At 57.2% G+C, this 18,872-nt stretch carries 19 protein-coding genes; 9 read left to right on the top strand and 10 right to left on the bottom strand.

Annotation, left to right across the window (positions count from 1 at the left end; genetic code table 11):
- Positions 1 to 22: 22 nt before the first annotated feature.
- Positions 23 to 1,117 carry a cell division protein ZapE gene (gene zapE, locus QYH43_RS14450; protein WP_095056947.1) on the top strand — a complete coding sequence of 365 codons (1,095 nt, stop codon included), beginning with the start codon at positions 23 to 25 and terminating at the stop codon, positions 1,115 to 1,117.
- Between the two features lie 68 nt (positions 1,118 to 1,185).
- Here zapE and QYH43_RS14455 read toward each other — a convergent pair whose 3' ends face one another.
- The 5 genes from QYH43_RS14455 to QYH43_RS14475 form a co-directional block, all read right to left on the bottom strand.
- Positions 1,186 to 2,160: an asparaginase gene (locus tag QYH43_RS14455; protein ID WP_095056948.1), complete on the bottom strand. Its 975-nt coding sequence runs from the start codon at positions 2,158 to 2,160 to the stop codon at positions 1,186 to 1,188.
- Between the two features lie 76 nt (positions 2,161 to 2,236).
- Positions 2,237 to 3,433, bottom strand: a complete 1,197-nt coding sequence (locus QYH43_RS14460; protein ID WP_301157256.1) for a hypothetical protein — start codon at positions 3,431 to 3,433, stop codon at positions 2,237 to 2,239.
- A gap of 15 nt (positions 3,434 to 3,448) precedes the next feature.
- Complete coding sequence (locus tag QYH43_RS14465; protein WP_301157257.1) at positions 3,449 to 4,336, bottom strand: nitrilase family protein; 888 nt, start codon at positions 4,334 to 4,336, stop codon at positions 3,449 to 3,451.
- 207 nt (positions 4,337 to 4,543) lie between these two features.
- Entirely contained in the window at positions 4,544 to 6,490 is a 1,947-nt protein-coding gene (locus QYH43_RS14470; protein WP_301157258.1) for an FAD-dependent oxidoreductase, read from the bottom strand.
- A 245-nt stretch (positions 6,491 to 6,735) separates the two neighbouring features.
- On the bottom strand, positions 6,736 to 7,656 hold the full coding sequence (locus tag QYH43_RS14475; protein WP_177408778.1) for a GlxA family transcriptional regulator: 921 nt from the start codon (positions 7,654 to 7,656) through the stop codon (positions 6,736 to 6,738).
- A 219-nt stretch (positions 7,657 to 7,875) separates the two neighbouring features.
- Between QYH43_RS14475 and QYH43_RS14480 the strand changes: the two genes are divergently transcribed.
- Positions 7,876 to 9,012 carry an acyl-CoA dehydrogenase family protein gene (locus QYH43_RS14480; RefSeq protein WP_095056953.1) on the top strand — a complete coding sequence of 379 codons (1,137 nt, stop codon included), beginning with the start codon at positions 7,876 to 7,878 and terminating at the stop codon, positions 9,010 to 9,012.
- Positions 9,013 to 9,112: 100 nt separating this feature from the next.
- Here the strand turns inward: QYH43_RS14480 and QYH43_RS14485 are convergent, their stop codons facing one another.
- Entirely contained in the window at positions 9,113 to 10,153 is a 1,041-nt protein-coding gene (locus QYH43_RS14485) for an NADP(H)-dependent aldo-keto reductase (RefSeq protein WP_301157259.1), read from the bottom strand.
- Positions 10,154 to 10,399: 246 nt separating this feature from the next.
- Here QYH43_RS14485 and rplM point away from each other — a divergent pair, with 246 nt between their 5' ends.
- The 7 genes from rplM (at position 10,400) to QYH43_RS14520 (ending at position 15,283) form a co-directional block, all read left to right on the top strand.
- Positions 10,400 to 10,828, top strand: coding sequence for a 50S ribosomal protein L13 (gene rplM / locus QYH43_RS14490; RefSeq protein WP_007917032.1), 429 nt, complete (start codon positions 10,400 to 10,402; stop codon positions 10,826 to 10,828).
- A gap of 14 nt (positions 10,829 to 10,842) precedes the next feature.
- Positions 10,843 to 11,235: a 30S ribosomal protein S9 gene (gene rpsI, locus QYH43_RS14495; RefSeq protein ID WP_008080273.1), complete on the top strand. Its 393-nt coding sequence runs from the start codon at positions 10,843 to 10,845 to the stop codon at positions 11,233 to 11,235.
- Between the two features lie 268 nt (positions 11,236 to 11,503).
- Entirely contained in the window at positions 11,504 to 12,097 is a 594-nt protein-coding gene (gene petA, locus QYH43_RS14500; RefSeq protein WP_095056955.1) for a ubiquinol-cytochrome c reductase iron-sulfur subunit, read from the top strand.
- Positions 12,097 to 13,308 carry a cytochrome bc complex cytochrome b subunit gene (locus QYH43_RS14505; protein ID WP_095056956.1) on the top strand — a complete coding sequence of 404 codons (1,212 nt, stop codon included), beginning with the start codon at positions 12,097 to 12,099 and terminating at the stop codon, positions 13,306 to 13,308. Before petA ends, QYH43_RS14505 begins: the two co-directional genes overlap by 1 nt.
- The gene (locus tag QYH43_RS14510; protein ID WP_095056957.1) at positions 13,308 to 14,090 is read left to right on the top strand and encodes a cytochrome c1; all 783 of its coding nucleotides are present in this window, start codon (positions 13,308 to 13,310) and stop codon (positions 14,088 to 14,090) included. The genes QYH43_RS14505 and QYH43_RS14510 overlap by 1 nt, the downstream gene beginning before the upstream one ends.
- A gap of 145 nt (positions 14,091 to 14,235) precedes the next feature.
- The gene (locus QYH43_RS14515) at positions 14,236 to 14,853 is read left to right on the top strand and encodes a glutathione S-transferase N-terminal domain-containing protein (RefSeq protein ID WP_007939828.1); all 618 of its coding nucleotides are present in this window, start codon (positions 14,236 to 14,238) and stop codon (positions 14,851 to 14,853) included.
- A gap of 16 nt (positions 14,854 to 14,869) precedes the next feature.
- Positions 14,870 to 15,283 carry a ClpXP protease specificity-enhancing factor gene (locus QYH43_RS14520; protein ID WP_095056958.1) on the top strand — a complete coding sequence of 138 codons (414 nt, stop codon included), beginning with the start codon at positions 14,870 to 14,872 and terminating at the stop codon, positions 15,281 to 15,283.
- A 118-nt stretch (positions 15,284 to 15,401) separates the two neighbouring features.
- Here QYH43_RS14520 and QYH43_RS14525 read toward each other — a convergent pair whose 3' ends face one another.
- The 4 genes from QYH43_RS14525 to QYH43_RS14540 all read right to left on the bottom strand — a co-directional run bounded on the left by QYH43_RS14525 (position 15,402) and on the right by QYH43_RS14540 (position 18,848).
- On the bottom strand, positions 15,402 to 15,980 hold the full coding sequence (locus QYH43_RS14525; protein ID WP_095056959.1) for a BON domain-containing protein: 579 nt from the start codon (positions 15,978 to 15,980) through the stop codon (positions 15,402 to 15,404).
- Positions 15,977 to 16,570 (bottom strand): phosphoheptose isomerase, encoded by a 594-nt coding sequence (locus QYH43_RS14530; protein ID WP_007904374.1) that lies wholly within the window; start codon positions 16,568 to 16,570, stop codon positions 15,977 to 15,979. Before QYH43_RS14530 ends, QYH43_RS14525 begins: the two co-directional genes overlap by 4 nt.
- Positions 16,571 to 16,674: 104 nt before the next feature.
- Positions 16,675 to 17,037 (bottom strand): YraN family protein, encoded by a 363-nt coding sequence (locus tag QYH43_RS14535; RefSeq protein WP_095056960.1) that lies wholly within the window; start codon positions 17,035 to 17,037, stop codon positions 16,675 to 16,677.
- Positions 17,037 to 18,848 carry a penicillin-binding protein activator gene (locus tag QYH43_RS14540; RefSeq protein WP_095056961.1) on the bottom strand — a complete coding sequence of 604 codons (1,812 nt, stop codon included), beginning with the start codon at positions 18,846 to 18,848 and terminating at the stop codon, positions 17,037 to 17,039. Before QYH43_RS14540 ends, QYH43_RS14535 begins: the two co-directional genes overlap by 1 nt.
- Positions 18,849 to 18,872: the final 24 nt, after the last annotated feature.

Raw genomic sequence — 18,872 nt, forward strand, 5'->3', positions numbered from 1 at the left:
TTTGTTGCCTTGCTAACGAATTATGACGCCCCTAGAACGATATCAAGCTGATCTGAAACGCCCGGAATTCTTCCATGACGCCGCACAGGAAACTGCCGTGCGTCATTTGCAGCGCCTGTACGACGACCTGGTCGCGGCCGAGCAAAACAAGCCGGGCTTGCTGGGCAAGTTGTTTGGCAAGAAGGATCAAACCCCGGTCAAGGGCCTGTATTTCTGGGGCGGCGTAGGTCGCGGCAAGACTTACCTGGTGGACACCTTCTTCGAAGCGTTGCCCTTCAAGGAAAAGTCCCGGACGCACTTCCACCGCTTCATGAAGCGCGTGCACGAAGAGATGAAGACCCTCGGCGGCGAGAAAAACCCGCTGACCATCATCGCCAAGCGTTTCGCCACCGAAGCCCGGGTCATCTGCTTCGATGAATTCTTCGTCTCCGACATCACCGACGCCATGATCCTTGGCACCCTGATGGAAGAACTGTTCAAGAACGGCGTGACCCTCGTCGCGACCTCGAACATCGTGCCGGACGGCCTGTACAAGGACGGCCTGCAACGTGCGCGCTTCCTGCCGGCCATTGCGCTGATCAAGATCAATACCGAGATCGTCAACGTCGACAGCGGCGTCGACTATCGTCTGCGTCACCTGGAACAAGCCGAGCTGTTCCACTATCCACTCGACGAAGCCGCCAACGAAAGCCTGCGCAAGAGCTTCCGTGCGCTGACACCGGAATGCACGGCGGCGGTCGAAAATGACGTGCTGATGATCGAAAATCGTGAAATTCGTGCCGTGCGCACCTGCGATGACGTGGCCTGGTTCAACTTCCGTGAGCTGTGCGACGGCCCGCGCAGCCAGAACGACTACATCGAGCTGGGCAAGATCTTCCACGCCGTACTGCTCAGCGATGTCGAACAGATGAGCGTCACCACCGACGACATCGCCCGACGCTTCATCAACATGGTCGACGAGTTCTACGACCGCAACGTGAAGCTGATCATTTCCGCCGAGGTCGAGCTTAAAGACCTCTACACCGGCGGTCGCTTGAATTTCGAATTCCAGCGTACCCTCAGCCGACTGCTGGAAATGCAATCCCACGAATTCCTGGCGCGGGCGCACAAGCCGTAACAAGGTGCGGAAAGTAAAAAAGGCCTGCATATGCAGGCCTTTTTTGTGCGATCAAGTTCCCTGTGTGGTCATTCGAGATAACTGGTCACCTCATCCTGCCGCTGACAACCGATGAGCAGCCAGAGCAGGATCCTGGCTTTGCGCGGACACAGAAAGCCGGCCATATGCGCCCCCTTGCGGATCAAGTCCATCTCGCTGCCAACAAACCCATAGGATGCTTGCGCGGTGGAACCGGAGCCGGTGCGAGTCGCAATGATCACGGGGATTTTTCCGGCGATGGTCTCGATCACCGTCGTCCACTTCTCGGAAACATGACCGGCGCCAAACCCGGCGATTACCAAGCCGTCATAACCGAGCTTAAGGATGTTTTCCACAATCAGCGTGTCAGCGGACAGTGACGCTTCAAGCATGGCCACCTTGTGCAGGGTCTGTTGCGGCAAAGGCAAGACATTACGCAGAACCGGTGAGCGCAGATAGTGAACGTGACCCTCCACCAGCAGGGCTGCAGGTCCAAAGATCGGGGAGGAGAAAGCGTGTACCGCCAGCGAATCGGTTTTTCGCACGCTGCTTGCGTGATGCACCTGTCCGTTCATCACGACCTGGACGCCTCGCTGCCGGCTATTTGGGTTCAGCGCGACTCGACAAGCGTCCAGCAAATTGGCCGGTCCGTCAGCGCCAGCCTGTTGGGCTGAACGCATGGCGCCGGTCAGAATCAGGGGGACATCGTGGTCCCACAGGTAGTCGAAAAACGAAGCTGTCTCTTCGAGTGTGTCAGTGCCCTGAGTGATGACAACACCCTCGGCACCTTGCGCCACTTGATATTTCGCCCATGAAAGGACGCTCAGCAAACACTCGAAATCCAATGATGCGCTGGGCAACAGACAAAGGGTTTCCACCGTCACCTGAGCCAGTGATTTCAGTTCGGGAACCGAGGCCAGCAGGGTTTCTCCGCTGACCGTTGGAATCACCCCTTCACCGGCACTCCTGGGCTGCATGCTCACCGTCCCGCCGAGTGCCGCGATGGCCAGCTTGGGCAAGTTCATCTCATACCTCGCTTACATGGGTTTAGAAATGGCTGTACCCGGTTTTGAGCCGTAATACAGCCAGGCCGCAAAGTGCTCAGTCTGCGATCAGTGTGCCGATCAACGGGACGATCAGCAGTGTACTGATGGCCATGGAGAGAACATTGCCGATGTAACCGTGGAAATCGGCTGGCAATCGTTTAGCGATGGCGCACGCCAGAGGGGGAGCAATGATCGCCCCCAGCAGTGCACTGGAAGCGATGACTTGCCAGCTGCCGCCATAAGCCAAAATCGCTGCTGGCACCACGGAAACCATCGGGACGTACGTCGGATACCAGCCGAGCAACCGCCATTGCCGACGCCAGATCAATACCCCGATGGCTGACGTTAAAGCTTGTGCACCCATCAGATGGAGCAATAAGCCGGAACCGTAGGCCGGACTCAGTGCGTTCAGGGCATACGCCAGCAACGCGCCAAGGAGCAAGCCGAGGCTGGCCAGTTCATTGCCAAAGAACGGGGCTTCTGAAAAGTCAGCCAGGACTCGGCGCAAACTCCACACCAGTCCATAATCGGGTGCTTTGGTGATGGCCGGCTCCGGGGTAGACGCTGTGGTCAGTGGGGTTGCGGATTTCACCAGCCTCGGACAGCAGCGACAGAGCAGAAAAGCCGCGACGCTGGCGATTGCCATACCCAGCACATTGCCGATTACTGCCGGTAGCTCCAACGGGTTGCACACGTAGTTAACGATTAGCAGGCACATCGGCGTAACCAGTAATGCGCCCATGATCGCGCCGTTGATCGTGACCTTCCAGCCACCTCCGAACATAAGCACCATTGCTGCAGGCAGTGAGACAAAAGCAGCAAAGGTGGGTTGCCAGCTGTTGGCGGTGACCGTCCAGCCCCACAGCAGGTTACTCAACAGCAAGCCCAGCAATGAACTGGTCACCAGCCATGGCCATAATCCGCTGCCGTAAGAGATGGCAAAGCCTTGCCAACGCTTACCGGTTCGATTGGCCCAATAAGCCAGGTAGGCACCGGCCAATAACCCGATTGAAGCGAACTCATGTTTGTAGAAGGCCACTTCGCTGATATCACCCAGTATCCAGCGTAGCCAGGCGCCGGGGTCGGGAAGCGCTGACACCATGTCGTTGTAGCTCGGCCAATGAGCCGCCCACGCCGTTCTAAACGTGAACGACAGCCAGATAATCAGCAACGTTGTGCCAAGCATCAATACGAGGATCGGCTTGTCGAACGGTGATCCGGTCAGTCGCTGTTTTTCGTTTGAGGTTTCCATCGGCAACACCCCCAGTCAGCGCGGCAGGCAAGAGTGTTGGGTGTAACCGAGCATCTGATCATAAAGATCAGCTCGACGATCACGATGTAGATCGTTCAAGTTGTTCCAGATCGGTGCGCTGCGCGATGAGGTCAGGTCAACGTCGGCAAACAGGATTTCTTGCGCGTCAGCTGACGCCACGGAGCCAATCGGCCAGCCATTGGTGCCTGCGATCAACGAGCAGCCCAGATAGCGAGCACCTCGCTCCTCGCCGATACGGCTTGCCGCCGCAATAAACACATTGTTTACGTGTGCTGCCGTCATCGTCAGGTATGACGCCATGCACTTGCCGGCATCATCGAACAGCGGAGGTGGCGTCCACACCCAGTTGTTCAAGCTGCAAATGATGTCCGCACCTTGTTGGCTGAGGATTCGAGGTACTTCCGGAAACCAGATGTCCCAACAGATCAACAAACCAATACGGCCGATGGGCGTCTCAAACACCGGAAAACCCAGATCTCCGGGGGTAAACCAGAGTTTCTCCAGGTTCCACAAATGGGCTTTTCGGTACTTGCCGATAAACCCCTCCGGTCCCACCAGCACAGCTGTGTTGAAGAGTCGCATACCCTCGCGTTCAGCCAGGCCGGCTACGAGGTAAACCTTGTGCTCACGGGCAAAACTCATCCAGTTCTGTACGCTTGGACCGTCAGGTACCCGCTCCGCATGGTTGTAGGCATCCTGCCGTCCACTGAAGAAATAACCGGTGTTGGCGAGCTCGGGCAGCACAATGAGATTCGCTCCACCGTTTACCGCCTCGAGCGCCAACGTCAGGCTGCGACACCGATTGTCTTCACAATTCTCTGTGCCCACTTGCGGGTCAAATTGCACGACTGCGACACGAACAGGGCTTGCTGGCTGATTCATTTCCGATAACCTCTTTTTATTGTTATTCACGCTGTTTAATTGCGTGTTTATAAGAGTTGAATCGGCGAGTGGGCGTAAGTCAGCCGCTTCCGGTAAGGCTGTAGTCCTTATCCCAAGATGGGTGAGCAAGGGCTTGATTTGGTTTGATGGTGAAGCGGGGAGGGCGAGCCATCACATCGCGTGCATGGCTCTGGAGCGGGTATTTGGTCAGGGTTTGAGTTTGTAGTGCGGATAATCACTCATCGAGAAGCCGCCATTGAACGCGGCACTCGTTTTGTTGCAGATATGAATGACCGCATCGATGGCACCTCGAAAGCAAGGCTCCGTCCAGCCTGCATCGACCGAGAATGATTCTCCGGATAAATACAGGCCCGAAATGTGCGCGAAGTCCCTGTTGTACTTCATCAGGCTGACGGCATCGTAGTAGGTGCCGGGCCGATAAAGCTTTGCGCAACCCATTGCGTTTTTATCGGTTATCCAGCGTTGAACCACCGCTTGATCAAGGCCGATATAGGGCGAGATTTTTTCCTGGATGTTGGCGGAGTTCATCAGGATGCGGTCCAGCTCTTTGGCGCATTTGTTCACCAGTTCTTTATCCGTGAAGGAGGCCAGTTTGGTGGCGTCATCCTCCCATGTGTAACTCAGGAGGATGCAGTCATAGGTATAGTTTTCGTTGTAGCGATAGGTGTAGACATCATGGACAAAGCTATCCGTGACGAGCACTTGCGGGATTTTTTTGTTGTTCGAGAGGAATGATTTTTTCAGCGGAGCATAGACCTTGCAGCTGGTTTCCCAGTGGGCGGTTTTCCAGGCATTAATCGTCTCGAAGGGCAGCATCTCTTGCTTGAAGTTTTCGAGTTTGATTCGTGTCTCGATCACCCAGGACGGAAGGGTAACAATGACCGAATCAAAGTCGTCGAAGTGTTCCTGGGCTTGCTCGGGTTGGCTGTGCTTCCAGTTGTAGTAAACGCGTAGTTGCTGGTTGGTGAGCTTTTTGAGTTTGGTGACAGAGGCGTCGGTCAGCAGTCCATTGCTTCGTTCCAGGCTATGTCCGTAGACGGATTTTCCGGTTTCCTCGGTTTTCATGAATAAAAGGCATTCATCCAGCGCTGCGAGTCCGATGTACCTTGGTCTGTCGAAACCCAGCCCGGTCGAGTCGAAAACGACTTCACTGTGCAGATTGGGTGATGCCAGCGGCTCGCCATTGGCATCCACCCGACCATGGATCAATTGCAGCTGGCTGCTGAATCCGAAAATGGCAGTACGCAAGGGATAAAGGGCGCAAACATCGTAGAAGGCGCCCCAACTGCCGTCACCGATGCCGATGGCGTAGAAAATGGCCGACTCCTCGGCAGACATCCCCATTCCACCAAAGTCCCCGGGCGAACGTTCACTCCAGGCATGCAGAGTCGGCATGCTGACCAGATCGCGAAATGAAACCCCTTGGTATTTCTCAACAATGGCAGCCCACATGGCTTCCCACTTCTCGCTGGCGTACACCTCTGCGATGTGTCGAGTCATGCGATCGGCAAATGCTCTCCACTTGGCATAGACCTTTTGTAGCGCCTCCCCGGGAGGGGGAGTCAGGCCATCGGTGTTTTTCCAGATCAACATTTGCGGAGTTGGACCGTCACCCACGCGGCCCTCTCGGAGATAGATCCCGGTAGAACTGACCCATTGGCTCCCGGGGTTGGGAAAGTCTGAAAGCGCCAGGTCAAACGCCTTGGCGTAGTAGGCCATCAGCGATCTGCCCTCTGTAGGCGCTTCGCCCTCCCGGTTGAAAAAGGGCATGCGCATGGCTCCCATTTCAAAGGGGGTATGGCTCTGGGAGGAGCTAGGGCTGCCGGCGACGGTCAGGTGTCTGCCGCCAATGCGTCTGGATTGTTCGATGAGCGTAATGTTGGTGAAGCCGCAACGGTACAGCTCCCGGGCAGCCGTCAGCCCGGTGACGCCTGCGCCAATAATGCAAATTCTGTGTTGCGTATCGGTTGCCCTGGCGATGCCGTTCTCTTGTTCAACCAGTTGCCGATAATCGAAGCATAAGTCTGGCGGGTTGGGAAAACGTGCTGCCCATTTACCTTTGGTTGAGCGCTTGGTTCGAGTGACTTCCTTGGAAATCGATGAGGGGTAGTTGTAGCTTGAACCGATAGTCACTGTTGACCTTCCTTGTCAGCGCTGAGGGTGATTGCAAGGAAGAAGGTTGTACTGTTGTCGGTTCAACATCTATGAGTCGAAGCGTGTACGACTGCATTCCGTTTTCAGCTTTTTGCGTAGGAAAAAATCACAAAAAGACCTGCGATTGCAGGCCTTTTTGTGCGCCGAAGATCAACAGATCTCAGGCTTCGTCAGCGCCTGCGGGTACACACCATTCTGCAGGCGCTGCCGTAGGCTGCGATCTTTTAGGCCGCTTGCTGAAACTGTTGCCGATACTGGTTTGGTGACAGCTCCGTGTGCTGGCGGAACAGGCGCGCAAAGAAGCTCGCATCGTCGTAGCCGACTTCGTAGCTGATGGTCTTGATGCTTTTGCGGCTGGCGGACAGCAAGCCCTTGGCGGTCTCGATGCGCAGGCGTTGCAGGTAATGCAGCGGCTTGTCGCCGGTGGCGGTCTGGAAGCGGCGCATGAAGTTGCGGATGCTCATGCCGTGTTCGCGGGCGACGTCTTCGAAGCGGAATTTGTCGGCGAAGTGTTCTTCGAGCCAGTGCTGGATCTGCAGGATGATCACGTCCTGGTGCAGCTTCTGCCCACCGAACCCGATGCGTCCCGGCGAATAGCTGCGCTGGACTTCATAGAGAATGTCGCGGGCCACGGCCTGGGATACGTTGGCGCCGCAGAAACGCTCGATCAGATAAATGTACAGGTCGCATGCCGAGGTGGTGCCGCCCGCGCAATAAAGATTGTCGGCGTCGGTCAGGTGCTTGTCCTGATTGAGTTGAACCTTGGGGAACCGTTCGGCGAAGGCATCGAAGAAGCGCCAGTAGGTGGTCGCTTCCTTGCCATTGAGCAGGCCGGCCTCGGCGAGCCAGAACACACCGGTGGCTTCGCCACACAGCACCGCACCGCGCGCATGCTGCTGACGCAACCAGGGCAGGACCTGTGGATAACGTTTGCACAGCGAATCGAAGTCGTCCCAGAACGCGGGGAGGACGATGATATCGGCGTTTTCCAGCGCGCCGTCCACCGGCATCATCACATCGCTGAAGCTGTTCACCGGTTTACCGTCGGGGCTGACCAGTCGGGTTTCGAACGCTGGAGTCAGGCCATGACCCAGCTGCTTGCCGTAGCGCAGGCTGGCGAGATGGAAGAAATCTTTGGCTTGCATGAGGGTGGTAGCGAAAACCCGGTCGGTTGCCAGGATGCTGACGCGCCGCAGGGGCGTGGAGGCTTGGTTAGACATAATTCAACTTTATTCTTATAGGGGAAAGTGGTCACCAGACGGCTGGATCGTCTTATTTTTTGTCGGATGTGTCCAGTGTCCTGTATCGAGAGCGGGGCTTAGTCTCTGAGGTCTGTTTCTTCTAAAAATAAAGAAAGGTGCCGCATGATCCCTAGAACCCTGTTCAGTTCCGAGCACGAACTTTTTCGCGACAGCGTGCGCACATTCCTCGAAAAAGAAGCGGTGCCGTTCCATGGGCAATGGGAAAAACAGGGCTATATCGACCGTAAGCTCTGGAACAAGGCAGGGGAGGCGGGGATGTTGTGCTCGCATTTGCCGGAAGAGTACGGCGGGCTGGGGGCGGACTTTCTATACAGCGCAGTGGTGATTGAAGAGGTCGGTCGACTGGGTTTGACCGGCATCGGATTCTCGCTGCATTCGGACATCGTTGCTCCTTACATCCTGCATTACGGCAGCGAGGCGCTGAAACACAAATACCTGCCGAAGCTGGTATCTGGCGAGATGGTCACCGCGATTGCCATGACCGAGCCGGGTGCCGGCTCCGACCTGCAAGGGGTGAAAACCACCGCCGTGCTCGACGGCGATGAATATGTCATCAACGGCTCGAAGACCTTTATCACCAACGGTTATCTGGCGGATCTGGTGATTGTCGTTGCCAAGACCGATCCCAAGGCGGGCGCGAAAGGCACCAGCCTGTTTCTGGTCGAGGCCAACACGCCGGGCTTCGAAAAGGGCAAGCGCCTGGAAAAGGTCGGCATGAAAGCCCAGGACACCTCGGAATTGTTCTTTCAGGATGTCCGGGTGCCGAAGGAAAACCTGCTCGGCCAGGCCGGAATGGGCTTTGCCTATCTGATGCAGGAGTTGCCGCAGGAGCGGTTGACCGTGGCCATCGGCGGGCTGGCGTCAGCCGAGGCCGGTTTGCAATGGACGCTGGATTACACCCGCGACCGCAAAGCGTTCGGCAAGTCGATCGCGGACTTCCAGAACACCCGTTTCAAGCTGGCTGAGATGGCGACGGAAATCCAGATCGGCCGGGTCTTCGTCGACCGCTGTCTTGAACTGCATCTGCAAGGCAAGCTCGATGTGCCAACGGCGGCGATGGCCAAATACTGGGGCACCGATCTGCAATGCAAGGTGCTCGACGAGTGCGTGCAACTGCATGGCGGCTACGGCTTCATGTGGGAATACCCGATTGCCCGGGCGTGGGCGGATGCGCGGGTGCAACGGATTTATGCCGGGACCAATGAAATCATGAAGGAGATTATTGCGCGGTCGCTTTGATGGCCCGGTGACTGTAGGAGCCGGCTTGCTGGCGAACCTGGCGACGCGATGCGTCAGGCAAGTCGCCCTCGCTGGCAAGCCAGCTCCTACAAATGCGGGATTATGGAGCAGGGTTCGGATGATCCTTGTGGATCGCCTCGATCCCTTCCAGCACCTCTTCCGACAGCTTCAGGTCAAAACTGGCGATGTTGCTGTCCAGTTGCTCAAGCGTGGTCGCGCCAATGATGTTGCTGGTCACGAACGGCTGCTGAGTGACGAAGGCCAACGCCATTTGCGCTGGGTCCAGGCCGTGCTTGCGGGCCAATGCCACATAGCGGCTGCACGCCGCTTCCGACTGCGGGTTGAAGTAGCGACTGAAGCGGCTATAGAGGCTCAGGCGGCCCTTCGGCGGGCGCGCGCCACCTTCGTACTTGCCCGACAGAAAGCCAAACGCCAACGGCGAATAAGCCAGCAGGCCGCACTGTTCGCGGATGGCGATTTCCGCCAGGCCGACTTCGAAGCTGCGATTGAGCAGGTTGTACGGGTTCTGGATCGACACGGCGCGTGGCCAGCCACGGGCTTCGGCCAGGGCGAGGAAGCGCATGGTGCCCCATGGCGTTTCGTTGGACAGGCCGATGTGGCGAATCTTGCCGGCCTTGACCTGCTCGTCCAGCGCTTCGAGGGTGTCCTCCAGTGGCGTCAGGTTCGCTTCGGTGACGTGTTTGTAACCCAGCTGGCCGAAGAAGTTGGTGCTGCGCTCTGGCCAGTGCAGTTGATACAGGTCGATGTAATCGGTTTGCAGGCGCTTGAGGCTGCCATCGACGGCCTCCGTGATGTGCTGTCGATTGTGTCGAAGATGCTTGTCGCGAATGTAGTCGATGGTGTTGCCGGGGCCGGCGATCTTGCTGGCCAGGATCCAGTCGGCACGATCGCCGCGGCTTTTGAAGTAATTGCCGATGTAGCGTTCGGTGTTGGCGTAGGTTTCGGCCTTGGGTGGCACCGGGTACATCTCGGCGGTATCGATGAAGTTGATCCCGGCGCTCTTGGCCCGTTCAATCTGGGCGAAGGCGTCTGCTTCGCTGTTTTGCTCGCCCCAGGTCATGGTTCCGAGGCAGAGGGCACTCACGTTCAGATTGGTTCGGCCTAGCTGGCGATATTCCATCGGGGTGCTCCTTGGGCAAAACAATCATAAAAGCAGGTTGAATTATTTTTCGCAATCTGCATAATTGCGCACCTCTTTCTGCAGTGGAAGTGATGCGCCGCCGCCGAAGAATCTTGCCGTTGAACGGACGCGCCGACCCGAGCCCCCGAAAGCGTCTGTATCCGGCTGCCTTTGACTTGTCAAAGTACGCACTATTCAGTAAGATCCGCCGTCTAATTTACAGGGCGGCCCCTGAGGCTATAAAGAATGAAAACTTTTACTGCTAAACCGGAAACAGTAAAGCGCGACTGGTTTGTCGTCGACGCTGCTGGTCAGACCCTGGGTCGTCTGGCCACCGAAATCGCGAGCCGTCTGCGTGGCAAGCACAAGCCTGAGTACACTCCTCACGTTGACACCGGCGACTACATCGTCGTTATCAATGCTGAGCAGATTCGTGTTACCGGTGCTAAAACCACTGACAAAATGTACTACTCCCACTCCGGTTTCCCGGGCGGCATCAAGTCGATCAACTTTGAAAAGCTGATCGCTAAAGCCCCTGAGCGCGTGATCGAGACCGCGGTTAAAGGCATGCTGCCTAAAAACCCACTGGGTCGCGACATGTATCGTAAGCTGAAAGTCTATGCGGGCGCTGCTCACCCTCATACTGCTCAGCAGCCCCAAGAACTGAAGTTTTAACGGAATAGTTCATTATGTCGGCGACTCAAAATTACGGCACTGGCCGTCGCAAGACCGCAACCGCACGCGTTTTCCTGCGTCCGGGTACTGGTAACATCTCCATCAACAACCGTTCGCTGGAAAATTTCTTCGGCCGTGAAACTGCCCGCATGGTAGTTCGTCAGCCGCTGGAATTGACTGAGACTGTCGAGAAGTTCGACATCTACGTCACCGTGATCGGCGGTGGTGTAAGTGGTCAAGCTGGCGCAATCCGCCACGGTATCACTCGCGCTCTGATGGATTACGACGAGACTCTGCGCGGTGCTCTGCGTAAAGCTGGCTTCGTAACCCGCGATGCTCGTGAAGTTGAACGTAAGAAAGTCGGTCTGCGTAAAGCGCGTAAGCGTCCGCAGTACTCGAAGCGTTAATTCGCTTTCACGTTCAAAAAAGAACGCCCAGTTTCCTCGCGGAGCTGGGCGTTTTTTTATGTGTGCGATTTATCAAAGAATTGCGCTGTGACAACTTGCCACATCCGCAGACGCCCTATACTACAAGGCTTGGGGGTGATGGGCTCCGGTAATTACCTTGTCAGAATTGGGGCTTTTCATTACCATTCGGCAAAATTTTTATAAGTACATAGTTTTACTTAGTAGATGCCTGATTTAACAGGCCACAAAGCTGATGGGAGAGGACTGAATGAGCAATGACGGCGTGAATACAGGCCGGCGTCGCTTCTTGGTAGCAGCCACATCCGTGGTGGGTGCTGCAGGAGCGGTGGGGGCTGCGGTCCCGTTCGTGGGGTCATGGTTTCCCAGTGCCAAGGCGAAAGCCGCAGGTGCACCGGTGAAAGTGAATGTCAGCAAAATCGAGCCAGGCCAGCAGATGATTGCTGAGTGGCGCGGTCAGCCGGTGTTCATCGTCCGCCGTACTGAGGAAATCCTGGGGAATCTGAAAAAGATCGAGGGCCAGTTGTCTGACCCGACCTCCAAGAACTCGACACAACCTACCTATGTTGATCCGGAAACACGTTCGATCAAGCCCGAGGTTCTGCTGCTGATTGGTATCTGCACGCACCTGGGTTGTTCGCCGACATTCCGTCCTGAAGTGGCACCTGCTGATCTGGGCAAAGACTGGGTGGGCGGTTATTTCTGTCCTTGCCACGGTTCCCATTACGATCTGGCTGGCCGCGTCTACAAGTCGCAACCTGCGCCTTTGAACCTGCCAGTTCCCCCGCATTCCTATGAGACCGATGACATCATTGTCGTTGGCGTCGATACGGAGAAAGCGTGATGAGCAAGTTCATGGATTGGGTTGATGCGCGCTTTCCCGCCACCAAGATGTGGGAAGACCATCTCAGCAAGTATTACGCTCCGAAGAACTTCAACTTCTTCTACTTCTTTGGCTCCCTGGCGCTGCTCGTTCTGGTCAACCAGATCGTTACCGGTGTCTGGCTGACCATGAGCTACACCCCGTCGGCGGAAGAAGCCTTTGCTTCCGTCGAATACATCATGCGCGACGTCGAGTACGGCTCGATCCTGCGTCTGCTGCACTCCACCGGCGCTTCGGCGTTCTTCATCGTGGTTTATCTGCACATGTTCCGTGGCTTGCTCTACGGCTCGTACCAGAAGCCGCGTGAGCTGGTGTGGGTCTTCGGCATGCTGATCTACCTGGCGCTGATGGCTGAAGCGTTCATGGGCTACCTGCTGCCGTGGGGTCAGATGTCCTACTGGGGTGCCCAGGTGATCATCTCGCTGTTCGGTGCGATCCCGGTCATCGGCGACGACCTGACCCAGTGGATCCGTGGTGACTACCTGATTTCCGGTATCACCCTGAACCGCTTCTTCGCCTTGCATGTGGTTGCCTTGCCGATCGTGATTCTCGGTCTGGTGGTATTGCACATCCTGGCGCTGCACGAAGTCGGTTCGAACAACCCCGACGGCGTGGACATCAAGAAACACAAAGACGAAAACGGTATCCCGCTGGACGGCATCGCCTTCCATCCGTACTACACCGTGAAAGATATCGTCGGCGTGGTGGTGTTCCTGTTCATCTTCTGTTCGATCGTGTTCTTCTTCCCCGAGATGGGCGGCTACTTCCTCGAGAAGCCGAACTTTGAAGTGGCGAACGCCTTCAAGACCCCAGAGCACATTGCTCCGGTCTGGTACTTCACGCCGTTCTACGCGATTCTGCGGGCGGTTCCGGACAAGCTCCTGGGTGTTATCGCCATGGGCGCGGCCATCGCGGTGCTGTTCGTCCTGCCGTGGCTCGATCGTAGCCCCGTCAAGTCGATGCGCTACAAGGGCTGGATGAGCAAGATCTGGCTGTGGGTGTTCTGCATCTCGTTCGTGATCCTGGGTGTGCTGGGTGTTCTGGCGCCAACTCCGGGCCGTACGTTGCTGTCGCAGGTATGTACTTTCCTGTACTTCGCCTACTTCATTCTGATGCCGTTCTACACCAGGCTTGAGAAGACCAAACCGGTTCCGGAAAGGGTGACTGGCTGATGAAAAAGCTATTTGCTGTATTGATGCTTGCTGCGCTGCCAGTGTTCGCTTTCGCTGCTGAACACGGTGGCCCTGCGCTGGAAAAAGTCGACATCGACGTTTCCGATAAAGCGGCCATGCAAGATGGCGCGCGTACGTTCGCCAACTACTGCATGGGCTGCCATAGCGCCAAATTCCAGCGTTACGAGCGTGTTGCCGACGACTTGGGCATTCCCCATGAATTGATGTTGGAGAAGCTGGTCTTCACCGGCGCCAAGATTGGCGATCACATGAACATCGGCATGCAGCCGGCGGACGCCAAGGCCTGGTTTGGCGCGGCGCCACCGGACTTGACGCTGGTCGCACGTGTTCGTGGCACTGACTGGCTCTACGGTTACCTGAAGTCGTTCTACGAAGACCCGTCGCGCCCTTGGGGTGTGAACAACAAGGTCTTCCCGAACGTGGGCATGCCTAACGTCCTGGTCGGCCTGCAAGGTCGTCAGGTTGTCGGTTGCAAACAGGTTCAGATCGTTGAAGACGGCAAGAAGCAATATGATCCGTTGACGGGTACGCCGCTGACTCATGAAGCGTGCGATCAACTGACCATCGTGCCGAAAAGCGGTGCTTTGACCGAAGAGCAGTTCGATGAGAAGGTCAAGAATCTGGTAACCTTCCTGGCTTACTCGGCTAACCCGGTTAAGCTGCAGCATCAGCGCATTGGTACATATGTATTGCTGTACCTGGCGTTCTTCTTCGTATTCGCTTATCTGCTCAAGCGCGAATACTGGAAAGACGTGCACTGATAACGTTTCAAGCAATTGCTGTTAATCGCGCGCGCCCAAGGGCGCCTTCGAGTAGCGAACTGGTGATCCAGACGTTACGGGAGGCGCCCTCTGGGCGCGCTCGTTTTTCCGCTTCCGATAATTTCTACAAGCGAGGAGGACCGCCATGGGCGTGACCAATCGGTTGGCCTGTTACTCCGACCCCGCCGACCACTATTCCCACCGAGTGCGCATCGTACTGGCAGAGAAGGGTGTCAGCGCAGAGATCATTTATGTGGAGGCCGGCCGCCAACCACCTAAACTGATCGAAGTGAACCCCTACGGCAGCTTGCCCACCCTGGTCGATCGTGACTTGGCGTTGTGGGAATCGACCGTGGTGATGGAATATCTGGATGAGCGTTACCCGCACCCGCCGCTTCTGCCGGTTTATCCTGTGGCGCGTGCCAATAGCCGTCTGCTGATTCATCGCATTCAGCGTGACTGGTGTGGTCTGGTGGATCTGATTCTGGATTCGCGGACCAAGGAAGCGGCCCGTGTCGTGGCTCGTAAAGAGTTGCGCGAAAGCCTGACGGGCGTGTCGCCGTTGTTCGCCGACAAACCGTTTTTCCTCAGTGAGGAACAAAGTCTGGTGGATTGCTGCCTATTGCCCATACTCTGGCGTTTGCCGATTCTGGGTATTGAACTGCCGCGGCCGGCCAAGCCGCTGCTTGATTACATGGAGCGCCAGTTTGCGCGTGAGGCTTTCCAGGCGAGTCTGTCTGGTGTCGAACGCGACATGCGCTAAGGCTTAAGGAGCCGCTATGAACTCCAGTCGACCTTATCTGGTCCGTGCGCTCTACGAGTGGATTGTGGATAACGATTGCACCCCGCACATGCTGGTCAATTCCGAGTACCCGTCGGTGCAGGTGCCGCAGGGTTTTGCCAGTGACGGGCAGATCGTCCTGAACGTATCGCCACAAGCTGTGCGCCATTTGCATATGGACAACGAGGCCGTGAGCTTCGAAGGTCGTTTCGGTGGCGTGCCGCACACCTTGTTTGTGCCTATAGCTTCGATCCTGGGCATTTATGCTCGGGAGAATGGCCAGGGTATGGTGTTCGATCTGGAATCGCCTATGGGGGAGGACGACGACATTGAGCCGGATGACGACATTCCACCTCCTGACAGCGAGCCGCCGCGTCCCAGCGGTCGTCCTAGTTTGAAGGTGGTGAAGTAATAAAAAAGGCGATCCGAATGGATCGCCTTTTTTATTGCTTGTAGGAGCTGCCGAAGGCTGCGATTTTTTTCAGGATCAAAAGATCGCAGCCTGTGGCAGCTCCTATATAGCGTGCGGGTCAGTCGATGTATTCGAACAGCTTCACGATCTTCTGCACGCCGGAAACGCCTTGAACCAGATTGGTTGCCTGTGTGGCCTCCTGTTTGGTCAGCAGGCCCAGCAGGTAGACAATGCCGTTTTCAGTCACGACCTTGATGCGTGATCCGGGGATGTTCGGATCGGTGAGCATCTGCGCTTTGATCTTGGTGGTCAGCCAGGTGTCATTCTGGCGTGCCAGCAGTGAAGAGGGCGCCAGTACTTGTAGTTCGTTGTGAACCTTCTTTACGCGCTGAACCGCTGCTGCAGCCTGTTCGGCCTTGGCCTTGAGGTCTTCTCGCGGCGTTTGCCCGGCGAGCAGTACGACGCCGTTAAAGCTGGTGACAACGATGTGCGAGTCTTTATCCAGGGCTGGATCAACCTTGGCAATGTTTACGCCGACCTTGGTGTCGATCAGGGAATCGTCGATCTTGCTGCCCAGTGTGCGAGTGCCACGGTCATCTTCAATCGGCGCTTCACGGCTGGCTGTCACCACCGAGGTGCAGCCGCTGATGCCGAGGCACAGGGTCAAGGCCAGTAGGCCAAGGCGATTAGGGGTCATTCTTCACTCCCGAACAATTGGCTGTCGATCAAGTCGCATAGGCAGTGGATCGCCAGCAGGTGGACTTCCTGGATACGAGCGGTGACGTTGGCCGGTACGCGAATCTCTACGTCCTCGGGCAACAGCAGTGACGCCATGCCGCCACCGTCACGACCCGTCAAAGCTACGACAATCATTTCGCGATCATGTGCGGCCTGGATCGCTTGAATTATGTTTGCCGAGTTGCCGCTGGTGGAAATCGCCAGCAATACGTCACCCGGTTGGCCGAGTGCGCGGATCTGCTTGGAGAAGATTTCGTTGTAGCTGTAGTCGTTGGCGATCGAAGTGATTGTCGAGCTGTCGGTCGTCAGGGCGATGGCTGGCAGGCTCGGGCGCTCACGCTCAAAGCGATTGAGCAGCTCGGACGAGAAATGCTGGGCATCGCCGGCAGAGCCGCCGTTGCCGCAGGAAAGCATTTTGCCTTCGTTGAGCAGGGCATTGACCATGACCTGGCTGGCTTGCTCGATGTGCGGTGCAAGTACGTCCATCGCCTGTTGCTTGGTGTCGATACTGGCCTGGAAAAGCTGGCGAATTCGGGATTGCATGTCCATCTGTGTGACCTTAATTAGCGCGGCTGTTCGGCACGTGAATGTGCAGCCCGCAAAGCAAAGAGCAAAAGTGTCGGGTGAAGGTGTCCGGTCTGGAGTGCATGCGATCAGCCATCGAAGGCGTTCTGCAGCCAGTTCAACTGATCGAGGTTGCTGTCTATGGCAACCACGTCAAAGCGGCAGGGGGAATTGGCCCAGCGCGACTCGCGCTGAAGAAAATACTGTGCGGCGAAGATCAGTTTCTGCTGTTTGCGCCCATCGATACTGTCGAGCGCGCCACCCCATTGAGTGTTTTTTCTGTAGCGGACCTCAACGAATACTACTGTATCGCCATCTAGCATGACCAGATCAAGCTCGCCGCGTTTACACAACCAGTTCTGCGCCAACAGGCGCAGACCTTGTTGTTGAAGATGCTCGAGCGCATGGCGCTCGGCATCTTTTCCGCTTTGCTGGCGTGATCTGTCGGGCATCAGCGAGGGGTGTCCGGCAGGCGTTGAACCTGACCGTTGACGAACTCGGCCCATGGCAGCTGGCGTACGACACGCTGGCTCTGTGTCATGCCCAGGCTACCCGACTGGCCTTCGATGCGGCTGTCCGGCAGGGCCTTCAGTTGACCCAGGCGTGGCGCCAGGCGATAGGCATCAACGCCCATGGCGTAGAGGCGGCCGAGGCTGCCACCCGCTTGCGGCCATTGAGCCGTGACCTGGCGGCGCAGTGGATCATTGGCATCGAGCAACCATGGGGTCTCGCAGAAGCGGATGCCGTTCATGTCGTTGTACTGGTTCACATCGCCGCTGGCGCTGAAGACGTGGGAGGTGGCGTAAACCGGAACGTCACCTGCGTACTGGAAGTTCAGGGTCGGCTTGATCTGTTGAGCCTGTTGCGGCGTGGCCGCCAGGAAGATGAACTCGATGTCCTGACGGCGCGACGGCTGGGCGGCAACCTGCGATCCAACGGTACTTTGCAGGCTCTTGGCGCGGCCTTCGCTCTGGCGTAGCTGGAACATGTCGGCGATCTGTTGGGCCAATTGCACGGGCTGGTCGACGCGCTCGATGGCGACGATGCTGCCGCCATTGGCTTGCCAGTCCTGGCTGAATGCCTTCAATACGCGATCGCCCCACTCACCTTTCGGCACCATGATGGCGGCGCGATGCAGGCCGTCGGCGCGTGCGCGGCGCGACACTTCGCGGGCTTCATCTTCAGCGGCAAGACCAAACTGGAACAACTGCGCCGGACCTTGATCGCCCTCGCTGTAATTCAGCGCCAGGGTAGTGATCGGCAATTGCGGGCGGGTGCTGAGTTGTTTGACCAGCGGCTTCTCCAGTGGGCCAACGATCAGTTGCACGCCATCGGCCTGGGCCTTGCGGTAGAGCTCGTCCATGGAGGTCAGGTGCGAGCTGTCATAAAACTCGATGGCTGGCGGCTTCTGTCCGGCCTGTTGAGCCTGGTAGTGAGCGGCCATGAAGCCGTCACGCAAGGCCTTGCCGACCGAAGCCAGCGGGCCGTCCTGTGGCAGCAACAGGGCGATTTTGCTCAGAGGCTGGCTGGCCAGTTCCTTGAGCTTGGTCAGGGCGACTGGCAACTGAACAGCGGCCGGGTGTTTCGGGTTCTGGGCGCGCCAGTTGTCGATAGCGGCTTGCTGTTGTTCCAGAGTGCCGGCGGTTTTCACGGCCAGGGCCAGGGCCATCCAGCCACCGAGGTCGTCGGTGCTGTTGGGCTGCAACTGGTCGGTTGGCAGCGAAGCGATCAACGTCCAGATGGCTTCATGGTTTTTTGCGGCCGCTTCATCGCTCAGCATCGGAGCGATAGCAATGCGTTCCCGTGCGGCGGCGAGGGTCTGTCCATCGGCTTCAAGCGCGCGGGCACGAACGGTGCCGGTGCGCACTTGTTGCTCCTCCGGCAGTTCGCCCAGGCGTTGCAGGCTCGGATGGCTCAAGGCCGTCAGCGCGGCTTTCGGCTGGTTGCGGGTCATGGCCAGTTCGGCTGCCAGTGTGTTGGCGAAAACCTGTGGGCCGGGTTTGAGCGATTCGACGGGAACCTGTTGCAGGATTTGCGCGGACTGGCCGGCATTGCCCTGGCGATAAGCCAGGTCCGCTGCGCTCAGCCGCAACAGGGCAGCGTCTTCAGGCGATTTACTTTGGGCGGCCTTCTCAAGCAGTTGCTCGATACTGGCGTCCGGGGTCCGTGGAAGTTCGCCAAGGCTGGAGGAGGGCGAGCTGGCGCAAGCCGCCAGCAAGGCAGCGAGGCAGAGGGCAGATAACAGCCGCAGGCAAGCGATCATGTAAGTGTTCCTGATACTCGATCA

This window comes from Pseudomonas sp. C32, from assembly GCF_030417915.1.
Classification (GTDB): Bacteria; Pseudomonadota; Gammaproteobacteria; order Pseudomonadales; family Pseudomonadaceae; genus Aquipseudomonas.

Bases quoted from the DNA above. Each gene is read 5' to 3' on its own strand.
- zapE (WP_095056947.1), top strand. From the start codon at position 23: ATGACGCCCCTAGAACGATATCAAGCTGATCTGAAACGCCCGGAATTC.
- QYH43_RS14455 (WP_095056948.1), bottom strand. From the start codon at position 2,160: ATGAACTTGCCCAAGCTGGCCATCGCGGCACTCGGCGGGACGGTGAGC.
- QYH43_RS14460 (WP_301157256.1), bottom strand. From the start codon at position 3,433: ATGGAAACCTCAAACGAAAAACAGCGACTGACCGGATCACCGTTCGAC.
- QYH43_RS14465 (WP_301157257.1), bottom strand. From the start codon at position 4,336: ATGAATCAGCCAGCAAGCCCTGTTCGTGTCGCAGTCGTGCAATTTGAC.
- QYH43_RS14475 (WP_177408778.1), bottom strand. From the start codon at position 7,656: ATGCAAGCCAAAGATTTCTTCCATCTCGCCAGCCTGCGCTACGGCAAG.
- QYH43_RS14480 (WP_095056953.1), top strand. From the start codon at position 7,876: ATGATCCCTAGAACCCTGTTCAGTTCCGAGCACGAACTTTTTCGCGAC.
- QYH43_RS14485 (WP_301157259.1), bottom strand. From the start codon at position 10,153: ATGGAATATCGCCAGCTAGGCCGAACCAATCTGAACGTGAGTGCCCTC.
- rplM (WP_007917032.1), top strand. From the start codon at position 10,400: ATGAAAACTTTTACTGCTAAACCGGAAACAGTAAAGCGCGACTGGTTT.
- rpsI (WP_008080273.1), top strand. From the start codon at position 10,843: ATGTCGGCGACTCAAAATTACGGCACTGGCCGTCGCAAGACCGCAACC.
- petA (WP_095056955.1), top strand. From the start codon at position 11,504: ATGAGCAATGACGGCGTGAATACAGGCCGGCGTCGCTTCTTGGTAGCA.
- QYH43_RS14505 (WP_095056956.1), top strand. From the start codon at position 12,097: ATGAGCAAGTTCATGGATTGGGTTGATGCGCGCTTTCCCGCCACCAAG.
- QYH43_RS14510 (WP_095056957.1), top strand. From the start codon at position 13,308: ATGAAAAAGCTATTTGCTGTATTGATGCTTGCTGCGCTGCCAGTGTTC.
- QYH43_RS14515 (WP_007939828.1), top strand. From the start codon at position 14,236: ATGGGCGTGACCAATCGGTTGGCCTGTTACTCCGACCCCGCCGACCAC.
- QYH43_RS14520 (WP_095056958.1), top strand. From the start codon at position 14,870: ATGAACTCCAGTCGACCTTATCTGGTCCGTGCGCTCTACGAGTGGATT.
- QYH43_RS14525 (WP_095056959.1), bottom strand. From the start codon at position 15,980: ATGACCCCTAATCGCCTTGGCCTACTGGCCTTGACCCTGTGCCTCGGC.
- QYH43_RS14530 (WP_007904374.1), bottom strand. From the start codon at position 16,570: ATGGACATGCAATCCCGAATTCGCCAGCTTTTCCAGGCCAGTATCGAC.
- QYH43_RS14535 (WP_095056960.1), bottom strand. From the start codon at position 17,037: ATGCCCGACAGATCACGCCAGCAAAGCGGAAAAGATGCCGAGCGCCAT.
- QYH43_RS14540 (WP_095056961.1), bottom strand. From the start codon at position 18,848: ATGATCGCTTGCCTGCGGCTGTTATCTGCCCTCTGCCTCGCTGCCTTG.